The organism is Bacillus cereus group sp. MYBK245-2 (assembly GCF_051916145.1).
GTDB classification, from domain to species: Bacteria; Bacillota; Bacilli; order Bacillales; family Bacillaceae_G; genus Bacillus_A; species Bacillus_A pacificus.
In genome coordinates, this window is record NZ_JBQAGB010000003.1 from 96,542 (window position 1) to 112,061 (window position 15,520).

Genomic DNA, 15,520 nt, shown 5'->3' on the forward strand with positions numbered 1-15,520 from the left:
TTTTTGCATTTTCTTCTTTCTCATAAAATGTAACCATTAAGCTATAATCGGCGCATGTTATTTAAAATAACTTCACGTCCTGTCGAATATTGATAGATTATCATAGCATAATAATGAAGGAATTCTCATGAAAGATATGGAAACTTAATAATTACATCTCCATATGTCGTATCTACCATTTCCTCTTTCATATAGGCAATGATACAGTAGAGGTAGTACTTAGAGTAAAGGGGTAAAGTGTAGAATGGATTTTCAGACAATCAAAGAGTATTTTTCACCAGAAAATATGGATCATATTGTTGAAAGCTATAAAGCGTTCGGACCACTTCTTGGTATTGGGCTACCGATGATAGAGGCGCTAATTCCAGCATTGCCACTTATCGTATTTGTACTGGCGAATGCTGTTGCATTTGGATTTTGGCTCGGTTTTCTTTATTCTTGGCTTGGATCAGTAATGGGTGCCTTACTTGTTTTTTTCATAATCCGCCATTTTGGCCGAAGTCGTTTCTTTTCTTTTGTGAATAAGCATGAGAAAGTACGAAAGGCAATGGGATGGATTGAAAGGAAAGGGTTCGCGCCGATTTTCGTCATCTTTTGTTTTCCGTTTACACCGTCTGCGCTTATAAATGTTGTCGCTGGTCTATCGCGCATTAGTGTAAAACAGTTTGGTCTTGCGCTCGCGTTCGGAAAGCTTGTGATGATTTTTATTTTAACGTATATCGGTCATGATTTAATGTCATTTATTCATAATCCGGTGAAATCAGTCATTGTAGCGATTGGTATTTTTATTTTATGGTATGTCGGCAAGAAAATTGAAGTAAAGTTAGAACTGCATTAAGAATAAGTCTTCTTTGTAAAGGAAAGCTTCATTATTAAAGGATAAGGGGAGAAGCGGATGAAGAAAACTTTGAAAAAAGAAGGCATAGAGTGGATACGAACAATTTTAATTGGTGTATTATTAGCTGTATTTTTTCGAACGTTTTTCTTTTCAACGTATGTTGTAGAGGGGAAGTCAATGATGCCGACATTGCAAGATGGCAATATGCTCGTTGTAAATAAGGTGAGTTATCAAGTGGGGGACTTGAATAGGTTTGATGTTGTTGTATTTCATGCGAACAAAAAAGAGGACTACGTAAAACGAATTATCGGTTTACCTGGGGATCATATTGAATATAAGCATGATAAACTATATATAAACGGACAATTCGTGGATGAACCTTATCTAGAGAAATATAAGAAAGAGATAAATGGACGACAACTAACAGGTGATTTTACGCTAGAAGAGTTAACGAAGGAAAAAACGGTGCCACCTGGATATATTTTTGTAGTAGGTGATAACCGCCTCGGGAGCTGGGATAGTAGACATTTTGGTTTTGTAAAAGCTGATACAGTTGTCGGTAAAGTTGATTTACGATATTGGCCAATTCAAGAGGTGCAAACGAATTTTTCAAAAGGTTGATATAATAGGTAGAAGTATAGAAAAAGACAAACTACTCCGTTTGTCTTTTTTCGTGTCCTATAATACAATTATAGTAGCAAACTAACGTTCGTTATGTAAGTGAAAGGTGGGGTTACATGTCACTTCGATTTGTGATTGGTAGAGCGGGAAGTGGAAAAAGTACACTTTGTTTACACGAAGTGCAAGAAGAGTTAAAGCAGCGCCCAAGAGGGGAAACAATATTATATCTTGTGCCAGAACAGATGACATTCCAAACGCAGCAGGCGTTAATTGGTAGTGAGGATGTTAGAGGTTCTATTCGGGCACAAGTTTTTAGTTTTTCACGATTAGCTTGGAAAGTATTGCAAGAAGTTGGCGGAGCGAGTCGTCTTCACATTGATGAAGCGGGCGTACATATGTTACTTCGTAAAATTGTAGAGTCTCGTAAAGATGGATTATCGGTATTCCAAAAAGCAGCGGAGCAAAATGGTTTCTTTGAACATCTTGGCAGTATGATTGCGGAGTTTAAACGATATAACGTGACGCCATCAAACGTATATGAAATGTGGCAACAATTAGATGCGCATAGTAGCAGTGCCGAACAAAAGCTATTAGCGAATAAAGTGTATGATTTACAGTTATTATATGATGATTTTGAACGTGCTTTAATCGGAAAGTACTTAGATTCAGAAGACTATCTGCAATTGCTAGTGGAAAAGCTTCCGCAGTCTGAATATGTAAAGGGAGCTGAAATTTATATAGATGGCTTCCATTCGTTTTCACCGCAAGAACTAGAAATTGTAAGACAGCTTATGATTTGCGGAGCGAGAGTGACAATCACGTTAACGCTAGATGAAAAAACGTTAGCGCAGCCAGTAAATGAACTAGATTTATTTTATGAAACGACGTTAACGTATGAAAAAATAAAACAAGTAGCGCGTGAAGAGAAGATAGAAATTGAAAAAACGATTCCACTTATGGAACAGCCGCGTTTTCATTCTCCGGCGTTAGCGCATTTAGAAGCTCATTATGAAGCGCGTCCGAATGAGAAATTTAACGGGGAAGCAAGTGTAACGATTCATACAGCCGCGAATTTACGAGCGGAAGTAGAAGGCGTTGCTCGTGAAATTCGTAGACTTGTGGCAGATGAAGACTATCGTTACCGAGATATTGCAGTTCTTCTTCGTAACGGAGAAAGTTATTACGATGTAATGCGGACTCTATTTACAGATTATAATATCCCGCACTTTATCGATGAAAAACGCCCGATGTCACATCATCCGTTAGTAGAATGCATTCGTTCTGCACTCGAGATTATTAGCGGGAATTGGCGTTATGATGCAGTATTTCGCTGCGTGAAAACAGAGCTTTTATATCCATTAGACGTAAGAAAAGAAACGATGCGCGAAGAGATGGATGAGTTTGAAAACTACTGTTTAGCATACGGTGTACAAGGGAAAAGATGGACTTCTGAGGATCCATGGATGTATCGCCGCTATCGTTCTCTTGACGATACGAACGGGATGATTACAGACAGCGAACGTGAAATGGAAGAGAAAATAAATCGATTGCGTGACGTTGTAAGAACGCCCGTTATTCGTATGCAAAAAAGACTGAAGCGTGCGGGAACGGTTATGCAAATGTGCGAAGCTGTTTACTTATTTTTAGAAGAGCTTGACGTTCCGAAAAAATTAGAAGCATTACGTATTCGTGCAGAAGAGAGCGGAGATTTCTTATTTGCGACAGATCATGAACAAGTATGGGAAGAAGTAATGAGTCTTCTTGATACGTTTGTTGAGATGCTTGGCGAAGAAAAAATGTCACTTTCTATGTTCACAGACGTTATGTCGACAGGTCTTGAGGCGCTTCAATTCGCAAACATTCCGCCGTCATTAGACCAAGTGTTAATTGCGAATATTGATCGTTCTAGATTATCAAATGTGAAAGCAACATTCGTCATTGGAGTGAATGAAGGTGTGATTCCAGCAGCACCGATGGATGAAGGTATGCTTTCTGATGAAGAAAGAGATGTTCTTAGCGCTGCAGGTATTGAACTCGCACCAACGACGAGACAAACTTTATTAGAAGAACAGTTTGTTATGTACCAAATGGTAACGAGAGCAACTGAGAAATTATACATTTCATGCCCGCTTGCAGATGAGGAAGGAAAGACGTTACTTGCTTCTAGCTTTATTAAGAAAATAAAAAGAATGTTCCCTGATGTGAAAGATACATTTATTACGAACGACGTAAATGATTTATCACGTTTGGAACAAATTTCATATGTAGCAACACCAGAAGTAACGTTGTCATATGTTATGCAGCAACTTCAAACATGGAAGCGATATGGATTTGAAGGCAACTTAGACTTTTGGTGGGATGTATATAATTTCTACGTTACTTCAGATGAATGGAAGCAAAAAAGTAGCCGCGTATTATCAAGCTTATTCTACCGAAATCGTGCGCAAAAGCTAAGTACAGCTGTAAGTAGAGATTTATATGGAGACAAAATAAAAGGAAGCGTTTCTCGTATGGAATTATTTAACCGTTGTGCGTACGCTCATTTTGCGCAGCACGGTTTATCGTTAAGAGAGCGTGATATTTTCAAACTGGATGCGCCAGATATTGGGGAGCTATTCCATGCAGCACTGAAGAGAATTGCGGACAGGCTATTACGTGAAAACCGTACTTGGGCGGATTTATCAATAAAAGAGTGTGAGCATCTTTCTGCTGTAGTAATAGAAGAAATTGCACCGTTATTACAAAGACAAATTTTATTAAGTTCAAACCGTCATTTCTATTTAAAACAAAAACTACAACAAATCATTTTCCGTACGTCAATCATTCTTCGTGAACATGCGAAGTCTAGCGGTTTCGTACCAGTTGATTTAGAAGTGCCATTTGGTATGGGCGGTACAGGATCGCTTCCGCCAATGGAATTCTCATTACCAAATGGTGTGAAGATGGAAGTAGTTGGCCGTATTGACCGTGTTGATAAGGCAGAAGATGAAAACGGAACATTCCTACGTATTATTGACTATAAATCAAGCTCAAAAGCGTTAGACTTAACGGAAGTGTATTACGGATTAGCACTTCAAATGTTAACGTATTTAGATGTTGTTACTTCAAATGCGCATACGTGGATGAAAAAAGGCGGCACGGCATCACCAGCTGGTGTATTGTATTTCCACATTCATAACCCAATTGTGGAGGTAAAAGGTGACGCATCTGAAGCAGAAATTGAAAAGGAAATTTTAAAGAAATTCAAAATGAAAGGTCTCGTACTAGGAGATGCTGACGTTGTTCGTTTAATGGATAATAAACTTTCAACAGGAAGCTCTGATATTATTTCTGCTGGTCTGAAAAAAGACGGTAGTTTTAGTGCGCGTTCAAGTATTGCAAGTGAACAAGAGTTTAACGTCCTGCAAAAATACGTACACCATACGTTTGAAAATATCGGAAAAGACATTACAGAAGGCGTTATCGATATTGCTCCTTACAAAAAGGGGAATAAAGCGGCGTGTACGTTCTGTAACTTCAAATCTGTTTGCCAGTTCGATGAATCACTTGAAGATAACCAGTTCCGTACGTTAAAAGATATGAAAGATAGTGAAGCGATGGAGAAAATTAGAGAGGAGGTTGGCGGAGAATGATGGAAAATTGGCCTAAAAAACCAGAAGGTAGTCAATGGACAGATGACCAGTGGAAAGCCGTTGTAGCGAACGGACGTGATATTTTAGTCGCGGCAGCAGCTGGTTCAGGGAAAACAGCAGTATTAGTTGAACGTATTATTAAAAAGATTATAAATGAAGAAAATCCAGTCGATGTCGACCGCCTGCTCGTTGTAACATTTACGAATGCAGCGGCGCAAGAGATGAAAAACAGAATTGGGGAAGCGTTAGAAAAAGTATTAATTGATGAGCCTGGCTCTCAGCACATCCGAAAGCAGCTGAGCTTATTAAATAAAGCTTCCATTTCAACGATCCATTCCTTTTGTTTACAAGTTATTAGAGGATACTATTACATGCTTGATGTTGATCCTCGTTTCCGCATAGCGAATCAAACAGAAAATGAACTATTAAAAGAAGAAGTGCTAGATGACATATTAGAAGAAGAGTATGGAATTGAAGATAATACGATATTCTTTGAACTTGTTGATCGTTATACGAGTGACCGTAGTGACGATGATTTACAACGTATGATTTTAGCGCTTCATACAGAATCAAGAGCACATCCAAATCCGGAAAAATGGCTTGATAAATTAGTAGAAGCATACGATGTGGAAGGAAAGACAATTGAAGATTTAGTGTACGCTTCCTACTTATTAGAAGATGTGAAATTCCAACTTGAAACAGCGGAACAGCATATTCGGAAAGCAACGGAACTCGCAATGCTTCCTGACGGTCCAGCGCCTCGTGTTGAAACACTGCAAGCGGATTTAGCTTTACTTGGAACGTTATCATCAGCTGCTCGTGAGTCATGGACAAGCGTGTATGAAGCGATGCAAAACGTATCGTGGCAAACGTTAAAGCGTATTAAGAAAAGCGATTACAACGAGGATGTTGTGAAACAAGTAGACTCTCTTCGTAATAAAGCGAAAGATGAAGTGAAGAAATTACAAGAAGAGCTATTTAGTCGCAAACCTGAAAGTTTCTTACGAGATTTTCAAGATATGCATCCTGTATTAGAAAAACTAGTACAGCTTGTAAAAGTATTTACAGAACGTTTCCAAGCGATGAAGCGAGATAAAGGAATGGTCGATTTCACAGATTTAGAGCATTTCTGTTTACAAATTTTAAGCGAACAAAGTGAAGAAGGTGAAATGAAGCCATCAGCTGTAGCACTTCAATATCGTAATAAATTTGCTGAAGTATTAGTCGATGAATATCAAGATACGAACTTCGTACAAGAATCGATTATTAAATTCGTAACGAAAGATTCTGAGAGTGAAGGAAACTTGTTCATGGTAGGTGACGTGAAGCAGTCGATCTATCGTTTCCGACTAGCAGAACCAGGATTATTCTTAGGAAAGTATAAACGCTTCACGCAAGAAGGATTAGGCGGCGGAATGAAGATTGATTTAGCGAAAAACTTCCGTAGTCGTCATGAAGTGTTAGCGGGTACGAACTTCATCTTCAAACAAATTATGGGCGAAGAAGTTGGGGAAATTGATTACGATGCTGACGCTGAATTAAAGCTAGGTGCTAGTTATCCAGAAGGTGAAGATGTAACGGCTGAGCTATTATGTATTCAGCAAACGGAAGAAGAGGTAATAGACGGAGAAGAAGGTGCGGAAGTAGAAAAAGCGCAGCTTGAAGCTCGTCTTATGGCGCAGCGCATTAAAGCGATGGTCGATTCGGGTTATGAAGTGTATGATCGTAAAACGGATAGTATGCGCCCTGTACAATACCGCGACTTCGTTATTTTACTTCGCTCCATGCCGTGGGCACCGCAAATTATGGAAGAGTTAAAGCTGCAAGGAATTCCAGTATACGCTGATCTTGCGACTGGTTACTTTGAAGCGACAGAAGTAAATATTATGATGAACGTATTCCGCGTGATCGATAATCCGATGCAAGATATTCCGCTTGCAGCAGTACTTCGTTCACCAATCGTTGGATTAAATGATGAAGAACTTGCAACGCTTCGTGCTCATGGGAAGAAAGGCTCGTTTTATGAAGTAATGAGCTCCTTCTTAAAAGGGGCACCGCTTGAAGAAGAAAAAGAACTACATGACAAATTAGAATGGTTCTACAACTTACTGCAAGGGTGGCGTGAATTCGCGCGCCAACAGTCTCTTTCTGATTTAATTTGGAAAGTGTACGGTGAGACAGGTTATTATGACTTTGTCGGTGGTTTACCAGCTGGAAAGCAAAGGCAAGCAAACCTGCGTGTACTATATGACCGCGCAAGACAATATGAAGCAACATCGTTTAGAGGACTATTCCGCTTCTTACGCTTTATTGAGCGTATTTTAGAACGCGGTGATGATATGGGTACGGCGAGAGCTTTAGGTGAACAAGAAGATGTCGTTCGCATTATGACAATTCATAAAAGTAAAGGACTTGAGTTCCCAGTCGTATTCGTAGCTGGACTAGGTCGCCGCTTTAATACACAAGATTTAATGAAACGTTTCTTACTGCATAAAGACTTCGGTTTTGGTTCGCAATTTATTGATCCTCGAAAACGAATTAAATATACGACATTATCGCAACTTGCGATTAAGCGTAAAATGAAAATGGAATTAATCGCGGAAGAAATGCGTGTATTATACGTAGCGTTAACACGTGCAAAAGAGAAGTTAATTTTAATTGGAACGGTTAAGGATGCAAATAAAGAAATGGAAAAATGGCTGGATGCGAGGGAGCATAGTGAATGGTTATTACCAGATCATATACGTGCCGGAGCGTCTTGTTATTTAGACTGGATTGCACCTTCCTTATATAGACATCGTGATAGTGAAATACTTCTTGAATTAGGACAAGGGAGCATTCCAGATGAAATTTATGGATACGACACGAGCTGGAAAGTAGAAGTTGTTGACGGTAACACGTTACTCGCGCCAGAACCCGTTCAAGAAGAGAAACAAGAATTATTAGAAGCACTTCGTGAGAAAAAAGCTGTTCCCCTGCAAAGTGAACGAAAAGAAGAAGTGTATGATAGATTAATGTGGAAGTACGGATATGAGGAAGCAACATCTCATCGTGCGAAACAGTCTGTTACAGAAATAAAGAGAAATTATCAATCTGAAGAAGGTAGCGATAACGCCTTTATTAAAAAATTACGTGCACCAATTCAAACACGTCCTCGTTTTATGGAGAAAAAGGGATTAACATACGCAGAGCGCGGAACAGCAGTACATGCCGTTATGCAGCATGTTGATTTGAAGAAGCCGATTACAGAAGAAGTGATTCGGGAGCAAATTGCTGGAATGGTAAATAAAGAATTATTAACATTCGAGCAGGCGGAAGAAATTGCAATTGAAAAAGTGATTTCATTCTTTGACAGTGACCTAGGTAAAAGGGTATTAGCGGCGAAAAGTGTTGAGCGTGAAGTACCATTTACGATGATGCTTGCAGCAGAAGAAGCATATCAAGATTGGCAAGGGAAGAGCGGGGAATCCATTCTTGTCCAAGGGGTTATTGACTGCATGATCGAAGAGGAAGATGGTATTACGTTAATCGACTTCAAAACGGATACGATTGCAGGGAAATTCCCAGGCGGATTTGATCAAGCGAAACCAATTTTAGAAGAGCGATATAAAGTGCAACTTTCGTTATATGCAAAAGCGCTCGAGAAAAGCTTACAACACCCTGTGAAAGAGAAATGTTTATACTTCTTTGATGGTAATCATGTTGTAAAAATCGAAGAATAGAGGAACTTGAAAATGGCAACAGAAAAAACGTTAAGAACGTGTGAAAAAGGACATGAATACTACAAAAGTAGCGATTGTCCAACTTGCCCAACCTGTGAGAACGAGAGAGCGCCGAAAGAAGGTTTTCTCGCTCTTCTTTCAGCACCAGCAAGAAGGGCGCTAGAACATCATGGAATTTACACTGTAGAAAAACTCTCAAAGTATAGTGAGAAAGAAATTTTAAAATTGCATGGTATGGGACCTGCGTCGATGCCAAAGCTTAGAAAGGCTTTGGAAGAGAGTGGTTTATCATTTAAATAAAATGAAACAGTAAACAGTGGAGATTTTGATAATATCAAATGAGGTAAAAGAAAAAAGTAGGAGATATTCTCCTACTTTTTTTACGCTGTTCCAATCTGATCTTGATCCGCCACATCAGAATCAAATGTATTTGTTGCACTAACACCGTTAAACGTATTCACGACAAATCCAACATTGGAAGCTCCGGAACCATTATAAGCTTTCGTATTTTCTTTCGGAGACACGTTATAAAAATCTCCTAAATTAAAAGAACCATTACTGTTTTGAACGACGAGATTTCCAACAACGGAAGGCATACCATCCACCTACTTTACTAAGCTTTTTAATTACTATATGAATTATGGAGCGGAAGGTTCATCCGTAATATATTGGCGAATTTGCATAATACGAGAGTTATTAAAAACATAATCAACATTTCCAATTTGAAATCCACCAGAGTTTAAAAGTGTGCGCAATTCAACATTGTTTACTTCAATAAAAGGGCATTCATTTAAAATGTTTAATTTTACATCTGTCGTTCGTTTCGGGATTGTAATGTATTCATCGGTAAAGATTTCAAATGCATCTAAGCGACCTTCGTCTTTTATATAACAAGGAATTTCTCGGTGAACAGCAAGAGCTCTACTTTTTAACTCCATTTGATTTGCATCTCCAACTTGAAATACGGCAGCAATACCTAAAGAAATAATAGAAACATTTTCGACAATAGACACATGATGTAACATAATTTTTCAGTCTCCTTAACCTGGAGTAGGAGGGACATCTGTGACTAATGGTACAAATGGCCCCTCTGTAACAGTTTCAAACGGCGTATCAAGAATAGAAGATAGTATGAGGAAATTTGCATCTCCAATTAAAAAGAGTGCGGACGACGATACACCATTCATTTTAATCTGTCCGACTTTCAATTCACGATTTACAACGTTAACATTCATACATACTTACTCCTTTCGGAAATTGCCCGGTATGTGTTGAATAAACGAGAGGAAGGCCTTGTCGATATCATGTTTCATAGCTTGAATAATGATATCTCGTAAATAATCTGGATCTGTTGAAATCCCTTCATGTGATTGCGCTTGTGATAAGTAATAAGGGAGTCTATGCTCCATCTGTTTTTTGATGTCGTCAACCATCATTTGTCGATACATTTCATCGAGCGGCGTTCTCTCTTCTTGTTCAAAATGGAGAATTCGATTATATGCTTCTTCATCTAAGTAACGATGCATTTCTTGAAGGATGCTTTGGTAAAAATCTGGATTTGTGTCGGTTTCAGGATTGACCTTCAAAGTTTCTGTATCTACTTGAAAATCTTCAATTTGTTGTCCTTTTGCTGAAAACGGATTTAAACCAATATTTAAAGTGCCATTTAAATTTTCTACTTTTAATTGATCGAATTTGTATTCCACTTTTCCTACAGAAGAGGAGGGGCGATTTTTTAATTCGTTAAGCTCTTCTTGTAATAGACGTACTTGATCTTCTAAATTCAGGATGGCTGTTTGTTGTGCTTGAAGAGCTTGTTGAAGTTGGTGTAAGTAAGTATATATATCTTGATTCATTCTGTGAAACCTCCTTTTCAATAGGGAGGGTAAATATATTCCTGCTATATATTTATGACAAGGATGTCTTAAGAAGAACTAGTTGATGGTTTGATAGAAATAATTTGTCCTTTCGCCTGTAATGGGCGAAGGGGCTCTGTAAATCCGCCAGTATTTGAGAATTTAGATAGGGCTTTAATACTTCCAGCAGTACCAATTTGGAATACAGAAGAGGTTGTAATGCTATCAATTTTAATGCTGTTAATGATGATACTTTGGTTTACATAAAAATTCAATACAATCGCCTCCTCTAAGTTGAACCAATTATCGCTTGATCAATGACATCTGAATCATTGACAGTCGTTGCGCTTTGATAATTGTAGACAGAAACGTTATCCCCAACATTAAAAGAGCCGGCCCCAGCGAAAGCACGTGAATAACTAATAGGCCTAATCGCAAATACATCTCCAATATGAAAAATACCACTTGATCCAATATTGACGATACGAATATGTCCGACCATAGCTGGCATACAAAACACCTTTCGTTTTTAAAGTTTTCTTTTCTACTATTGTATGGGCGTTTTCAATAAAATGTGTTTTTTTTTGAAATAAAAGAAACACACACGTTATTGCGTGTGTGTTTCGAGTGTTTGATTAGGGTGAAAATCCGTATGTACATGCCAAATTACATTTAAGAGCCTGTCCAGTTCTTGGCTACAATCCACTGTTTTTTGAGAAGTCATTCCATAGCGTTCAGCAAAATAAATCATTTTTTCACGTTTTTTTTCAATCGCTTGCTCAAACATTGAAATCGGCTCCATCTCTAAATGAAATTTTTAGTATATATGTAGTACATATTATACAAAAAAACATAAAAAAGAAATGCATTCGCTAAAAAAAGTAAAATTTCTACATTTTATGCCAAATGATAAAGGAGTAACGAATCGGATATGAGAAGAATATTGTAAAAATTAGCGTGTATGAGAAGGTTTTTTTCTTGCGGATGCGAATACAATTAAAGTGTATGAGTTTTAGGATGGAGAGTGGAAATATTGCGTTTGGTAACGGCGAAAAAAGATGAAAAGGTATTTGTAGGTATTGTGGATGAAGAGGAAGAAAAGGTATTGCATGTAAGAGAAGCGCAAAGACAAAAAGGGGAAAAGGTTACGATTCCAATTACAATGTTAGAGTGTATTGAAAGAGGAACCGAATGTGTTGAAAAAATGTGTGATATTGTCAATTGGGCGAAGAAAAATGAAGGAACCGCGTATTACCCGTTAACTGAGGTGAAAATATTAGCACCAATTCCAAGGCCAAGGAAGAATATTTTGTGCGTTGGAAAAAATTATCGTGAGCATGCGATAGAAATGGGCGGAGTAGAGTCAATTCCAGAAAATATAATGATCTTTACGAAAGCGCCAACGACAGTTATTGGCATGGATGAAAAAATTAATAGTCATCCCCACGCAACGAATGAACTAGACTATGAAGGAGAACTAGCTATCATCATTGGTAAGCGAGGGAAACAAATAAAAAAAGAAAAAGCACTTGAGCATATTTTTGGTTATACCATTATAAATGATATAACTGCTCGCGACATTCAAAGGAAGCATAAACAATTTTTCCTTGGAAAAAGTTTCGATACATTTTGTCCGATGGGACCGTATTTAATTCATAAATCGATGATTAGTGCGCCAAATGCGTTACACATTGAAACGGTAGTAAATGGGGAAGTAAGACAAACTTCAAATACAAATAAAATGATTTTTTCAATAGAAGAAATCATTTCAACGATAAGTAAAGGAATGACATTAGAACCAGGAGATATTATCGCAACAGGAACCCCGGCTGGTGTTGGAAAAGGTTTCACACCACCGAAGTTTTTGCATGCCGGTGATGAAGTAGTCATTACAGTAGAAGGAATTGGTACTTTGCGAAATGTGGTGAAGTGAAGAAAAGAAAAGAGCTATCTTATTAATAGATAGCTCTTTTTTATGGCCATGGGTTATTGAAAAAATCTAAAATAGCAACAATATATAATCCGATGAGTATTAATGTACAAATCCCGATTAGTATAACGGCAAGAGAACTTCTTTCACGGCCAAACCCGATAGCTGTAAGAAAAACGGAAGCCCAAAATGAGATTTTAAGTAGCATGAATGTATGAGGTGTTGAGTAGTGACGGAGTAATGTTGTATATAATAAGAATCCGATGAATGTAATGGAAATGAGAATAGTAGCTAAATAGTTAATATGTTTGCCGTATTTCAAAAGCATATAACTACCTCCTCTATAAAATAAACAGAATATTGAAATTTATTTTACGATAAACTACTAAAAAAAGAAAGAGGCTGCCCTAACATGTAGGACAACCTCTCTATTATTACGATAATACCGCTTTAATTTTTTGGAATGCCCACTCTAAATCTTCTTCAGAGATTACTAGAGGTGGTGCGATACGAATTACATTTTCGTGTGTTTCTTTACATAATAGACCCGCTGCTTTTAGTTGTTCACAGTAAGGACGAGCTGGCTCGTTTAATTCGATACCGATAAATAAGCCTTTACCACGAACTTCAGTAATCATTGGGTTATCAATTTCTTTTAATTGTCCAACTAATTTTTCACCTAATTGAAGAGAACGCTCTGTTAATTTTTCTTCTTCTAACACTTCAAGAGCTGCGATAGAAACAGCACATGCAAGTGGATTACCACCGAATGTAGAACCGTGAGAACCTGGCTCAAATACACCTAAAATGTCGCGGTTTGCTGCAACGCAAGAGATTGGGAATACGCCGCCGCCAAGTGCTTTACCAAGTATGTACATGTCAGGAGTTACACCGTCCCAGTCACAAGCAAATACTTTACCAGTACGACCTAAGCCAGTTTGGATTTCATCTGCTACGAATAAAACGTTTTCTTTTTTACATACTTCAAGAGCTTCTTTTAAGAAACCAGCTGGTGGGATGTTAATTCCTGCTTCACCTTGGATTGGCTCTAAAATGAATGCAGCTGTGTTTGGTGTAATAGCAGCTTTTAACGCTTCTAAATCACCGTAAGGAATTACAACGATGCCAGGAAGCATTGGACCGAATCCACGCTTGTACTCTTCGTTTGAAGACATAGAAACAGCACCCATCGTACGTCCGTGGAAGTTATCTTCACAAACGATAATTTCAGCACGGTTTGCTTCTACTTTCTTCACATCATAAGCCCATCGGCGAGCTGTTTTAATTGCAGTTTCAACAGCTTCTGCACCTGTATTCATTGGAAGTACCATTTCTTTATTAGTTAGTTTCGCAACTTTTTCGTACCAAGGACCTAATTGATCGCTATGGAAAGCACGAGAAGTTAACGTAACACGATTAGCTTGGTCAATTAAAGCGTTAATAATTTTTGGGTGACGATGACCTTGGTTTACTGCAGAATATGCACTTAATAAGTCCATATAGCGGTTTCCTTCAGGATCTTCTACCCAAACGCCTTCTGCTTTAGAAATAACGATTGGAAGTGGGTGATAGTTATTTGCCCCGTATGTGTCTGTAAGTTCGATAATATCCTTAGTTTGAATCATGATTGTTCCCCCTTTTGTTATTACAAGAAGTTTGTAAATACTCTAAATATTATAGCATTTAAATGTAAAAAAGCGAAACATTTCCTGAAAATAAATGAACATGTTATCATATAGAATGAAAAAGTGTGAAAAGAGGAGGCAAGGGATACGATGGTACATATGCATATTACAGCATGGGCATTAGGTTTAATTTTATTCTTCGTTGCGTATTCACTTTATTCAGCAGGAAGAAAAGGTAAAGGTGTACATATGGGGCTTCGCCTAATGTATATCTTCATTATTGTGACGGGATTCATGTTGTACATGAGTATTGTGAAAACAGCAACAGGTAGCATGCACATGTGGTACGGTTTAAAAATGTTAGCTGGTATATTAGTAATCGGTGGAATGGAAATGGTTCTTGTAAAAATGAGCAAAAACAAACCAACAGGGGCGGTTTGGGGCTTATTTATTGTCGCGCTAGTAGCGGTAATTTATCTAGGACTGAAATTACCGATTGGTTGGAAAGTATTCTAATAAAGAAAATAAAACCACCTTATAATCTCAAAGACTTGGGAGATAAGGTGGTTTTTTATTTTATGTCGCATCGATATGCAACTCTTCTCCGTTCACTTTTGTAAAACGAAACATATTTTTATTTGATGTAGCGTGACGAACGAAATGGTGCTGTAGTGTACAAATCATCTCTTCGTTATCAAACAAAAGAATATTTACTCCTTCACATGCTTCCTCTTTCGGTAAAAAGGATAAATAATTATGACAATACATACAATCATATAAAGAGTAATGAAGTGATTGCAATGCCTCTGTTAATAAGGCAAAGACAGAGTCAGGTAATTCCTCAAGCCATTCTGTATAGCTAAGAAGTAATTTTTTACGAATACGTATCATTTCCCCATTTTGCAAATGGTGCTGTTCGTTGGCGATTTGTAATACATCTTGTTCATAAAAACGAGCTGGTAGCCAGTTATTGTTATATAAAATCTCAAATCCATCTTCGGCAATATCTTCTAATAAAAATGCTTCTTCATTTTCATCATCAAAGAATACCCATTCATTGTTTATATATTCTACATTACCGACCGTATGAGCACGAGGTTGGTTATACAAAATATGTTTACGTTGTATCATACACGATTTCTCCTTTATGAAAAGTAGTTATTTCTGTTATAGACAGTTCGTGCATTCTTTATAACTAGACACATCTACACATAGGTGGGCATACAATAAAACACGTTTTACTGAGTGAAAATGCTATTCCATATGTGGATAGTAGGTTATCGTCAAGTTTTTCAT

General features: G+C 37.8%; 17 protein-coding genes. 7 read left to right on the plus strand and 10 right to left on the minus strand.

What is annotated here, in order from left to right:
• Positions 1-244: 244 nt before the first annotated feature.
• The 5 genes from ACTFRN_RS07580 (at position 245) to ACTFRN_RS07600 (ending at position 9,113) form a co-directional block, all read left to right on the plus strand.
• Positions 245-838 carry a TVP38/TMEM64 family protein gene (locus ACTFRN_RS07580; RefSeq protein WP_000347516.1) on the plus strand — a complete coding sequence of 198 codons (594 nt, stop codon included), beginning with the start codon at positions 245-247 and terminating at the stop codon, positions 836-838.
• A 57-nt stretch (positions 839-895) separates the two neighbouring features.
• Positions 896-1,459, plus strand: coding sequence for a signal peptidase I (gene lepB / locus ACTFRN_RS07585; RefSeq protein WP_000751900.1), 564 nt, complete (start codon positions 896-898; stop codon positions 1,457-1,459).
• A gap of 116 nt (positions 1,460-1,575) precedes the next feature.
• The gene (gene addB, locus ACTFRN_RS07590; protein ID WP_074568010.1) at positions 1,576-5,091 is read left to right on the plus strand and encodes a helicase-exonuclease AddAB subunit AddB; all 3,516 of its coding nucleotides are present in this window, start codon (positions 1,576-1,578) and stop codon (positions 5,089-5,091) included.
• The gene (addA, locus tag ACTFRN_RS07595) at positions 5,088-8,813 is read left to right on the plus strand and encodes a helicase-exonuclease AddAB subunit AddA (protein WP_000970455.1); all 3,726 of its coding nucleotides are present in this window, start codon (positions 5,088-5,090) and stop codon (positions 8,811-8,813) included. Before addB ends, addA begins: the two co-directional genes overlap by 4 nt.
• A gap of 12 nt (positions 8,814-8,825) precedes the next feature.
• Positions 8,826-9,113 carry an RNA polymerase alpha subunit C-terminal domain-containing protein gene (locus ACTFRN_RS07600; RefSeq protein ID WP_000179961.1) on the plus strand — a complete coding sequence of 96 codons (288 nt, stop codon included), beginning with the start codon at positions 8,826-8,828 and terminating at the stop codon, positions 9,111-9,113.
• Between the two features lie 80 nt (positions 9,114-9,193).
• Here the strand turns inward: ACTFRN_RS07600 and gerPF are convergent, their stop codons facing one another.
• The 7 genes from gerPF to ACTFRN_RS07635 form a co-directional block, all read right to left on the minus strand.
• Positions 9,194-9,409 carry a spore germination protein GerPF gene (gene gerPF, locus ACTFRN_RS07605; protein ID WP_001141566.1) on the minus strand — a complete coding sequence of 72 codons (216 nt, stop codon included), beginning with the start codon at positions 9,407-9,409 and terminating at the stop codon, positions 9,194-9,196.
• A 42-nt stretch (positions 9,410-9,451) separates the two neighbouring features.
• A complete protein-coding gene (locus ACTFRN_RS07610; RefSeq protein ID WP_000902317.1) occupies positions 9,452-9,838 on the minus strand; it encodes a spore germination protein GerPE in 387 nt (128 codons plus the stop codon).
• 15 nt (positions 9,839-9,853) lie between these two features.
• Positions 9,854-10,048, minus strand: a complete 195-nt coding sequence (gene gerPD / locus ACTFRN_RS07615; protein ID WP_001102341.1) for a spore germination protein GerPD — start codon at positions 10,046-10,048, stop codon at positions 9,854-9,856.
• 6 nt (positions 10,049-10,054) lie between these two features.
• Positions 10,055-10,669 carry a spore germination protein GerPC gene (gene gerPC / locus ACTFRN_RS07620; protein WP_001070750.1) on the minus strand — a complete coding sequence of 205 codons (615 nt, stop codon included), beginning with the start codon at positions 10,667-10,669 and terminating at the stop codon, positions 10,055-10,057.
• Positions 10,670-10,737: 68 nt separating this feature from the next.
• Positions 10,738-10,944, minus strand: coding sequence for a spore germination protein GerPB (gerPB, locus tag ACTFRN_RS07625; RefSeq protein WP_001012508.1), 207 nt, complete (start codon positions 10,942-10,944; stop codon positions 10,738-10,740).
• 14 nt (positions 10,945-10,958) lie between these two features.
• On the minus strand, positions 10,959-11,180 hold the full coding sequence (gene gerPA, locus ACTFRN_RS07630; RefSeq protein ID WP_001111187.1) for a spore germination protein GerPA: 222 nt from the start codon (positions 11,178-11,180) through the stop codon (positions 10,959-10,961).
• A 96-nt stretch (positions 11,181-11,276) separates the two neighbouring features.
• Positions 11,277-11,456, minus strand: coding sequence for an aspartyl-phosphate phosphatase Spo0E family protein (locus tag ACTFRN_RS07635; protein WP_000462846.1), 180 nt, complete (start codon positions 11,454-11,456; stop codon positions 11,277-11,279).
• Between the two features lie 246 nt (positions 11,457-11,702).
• On the opposite strand from ACTFRN_RS07635, the gene ACTFRN_RS07640 reads away from it, so the two are divergent.
• Positions 11,703-12,602 carry a fumarylacetoacetate hydrolase family protein gene (locus ACTFRN_RS07640; RefSeq protein ID WP_014893221.1) on the plus strand — a complete coding sequence of 300 codons (900 nt, stop codon included), beginning with the start codon at positions 11,703-11,705 and terminating at the stop codon, positions 12,600-12,602.
• A 40-nt stretch (positions 12,603-12,642) separates the two neighbouring features.
• Here the strand turns inward: ACTFRN_RS07640 and ACTFRN_RS07645 are convergent, their stop codons facing one another.
• A complete protein-coding gene (locus ACTFRN_RS07645) occupies positions 12,643-12,927 on the minus strand; it encodes a hypothetical protein (RefSeq protein WP_000925339.1) in 285 nt (94 codons plus the stop codon).
• A gap of 106 nt (positions 12,928-13,033) precedes the next feature.
• A complete protein-coding gene (gene rocD, locus ACTFRN_RS07650; RefSeq protein WP_000616655.1) occupies positions 13,034-14,224 on the minus strand; it encodes an ornithine aminotransferase in 1,191 nt (396 codons plus the stop codon).
• A gap of 150 nt (positions 14,225-14,374) precedes the next feature.
• On the opposite strand from rocD, the gene ACTFRN_RS07655 reads away from it, so the two are divergent.
• Positions 14,375-14,740 carry a YisL family protein gene (locus ACTFRN_RS07655; RefSeq protein ID WP_000233489.1) on the plus strand — a complete coding sequence of 122 codons (366 nt, stop codon included), beginning with the start codon at positions 14,375-14,377 and terminating at the stop codon, positions 14,738-14,740.
• A 60-nt stretch (positions 14,741-14,800) separates the two neighbouring features.
• On the opposite strand, the gene ACTFRN_RS07660 is transcribed toward ACTFRN_RS07655, so the two are convergent.
• The gene (locus tag ACTFRN_RS07660; RefSeq protein WP_000616055.1) at positions 14,801-15,355 is read right to left on the minus strand and encodes a DUF2777 domain-containing protein; all 555 of its coding nucleotides are present in this window, start codon (positions 15,353-15,355) and stop codon (positions 14,801-14,803) included.
• Positions 15,356-15,520 lie beyond the last annotated feature (165 nt).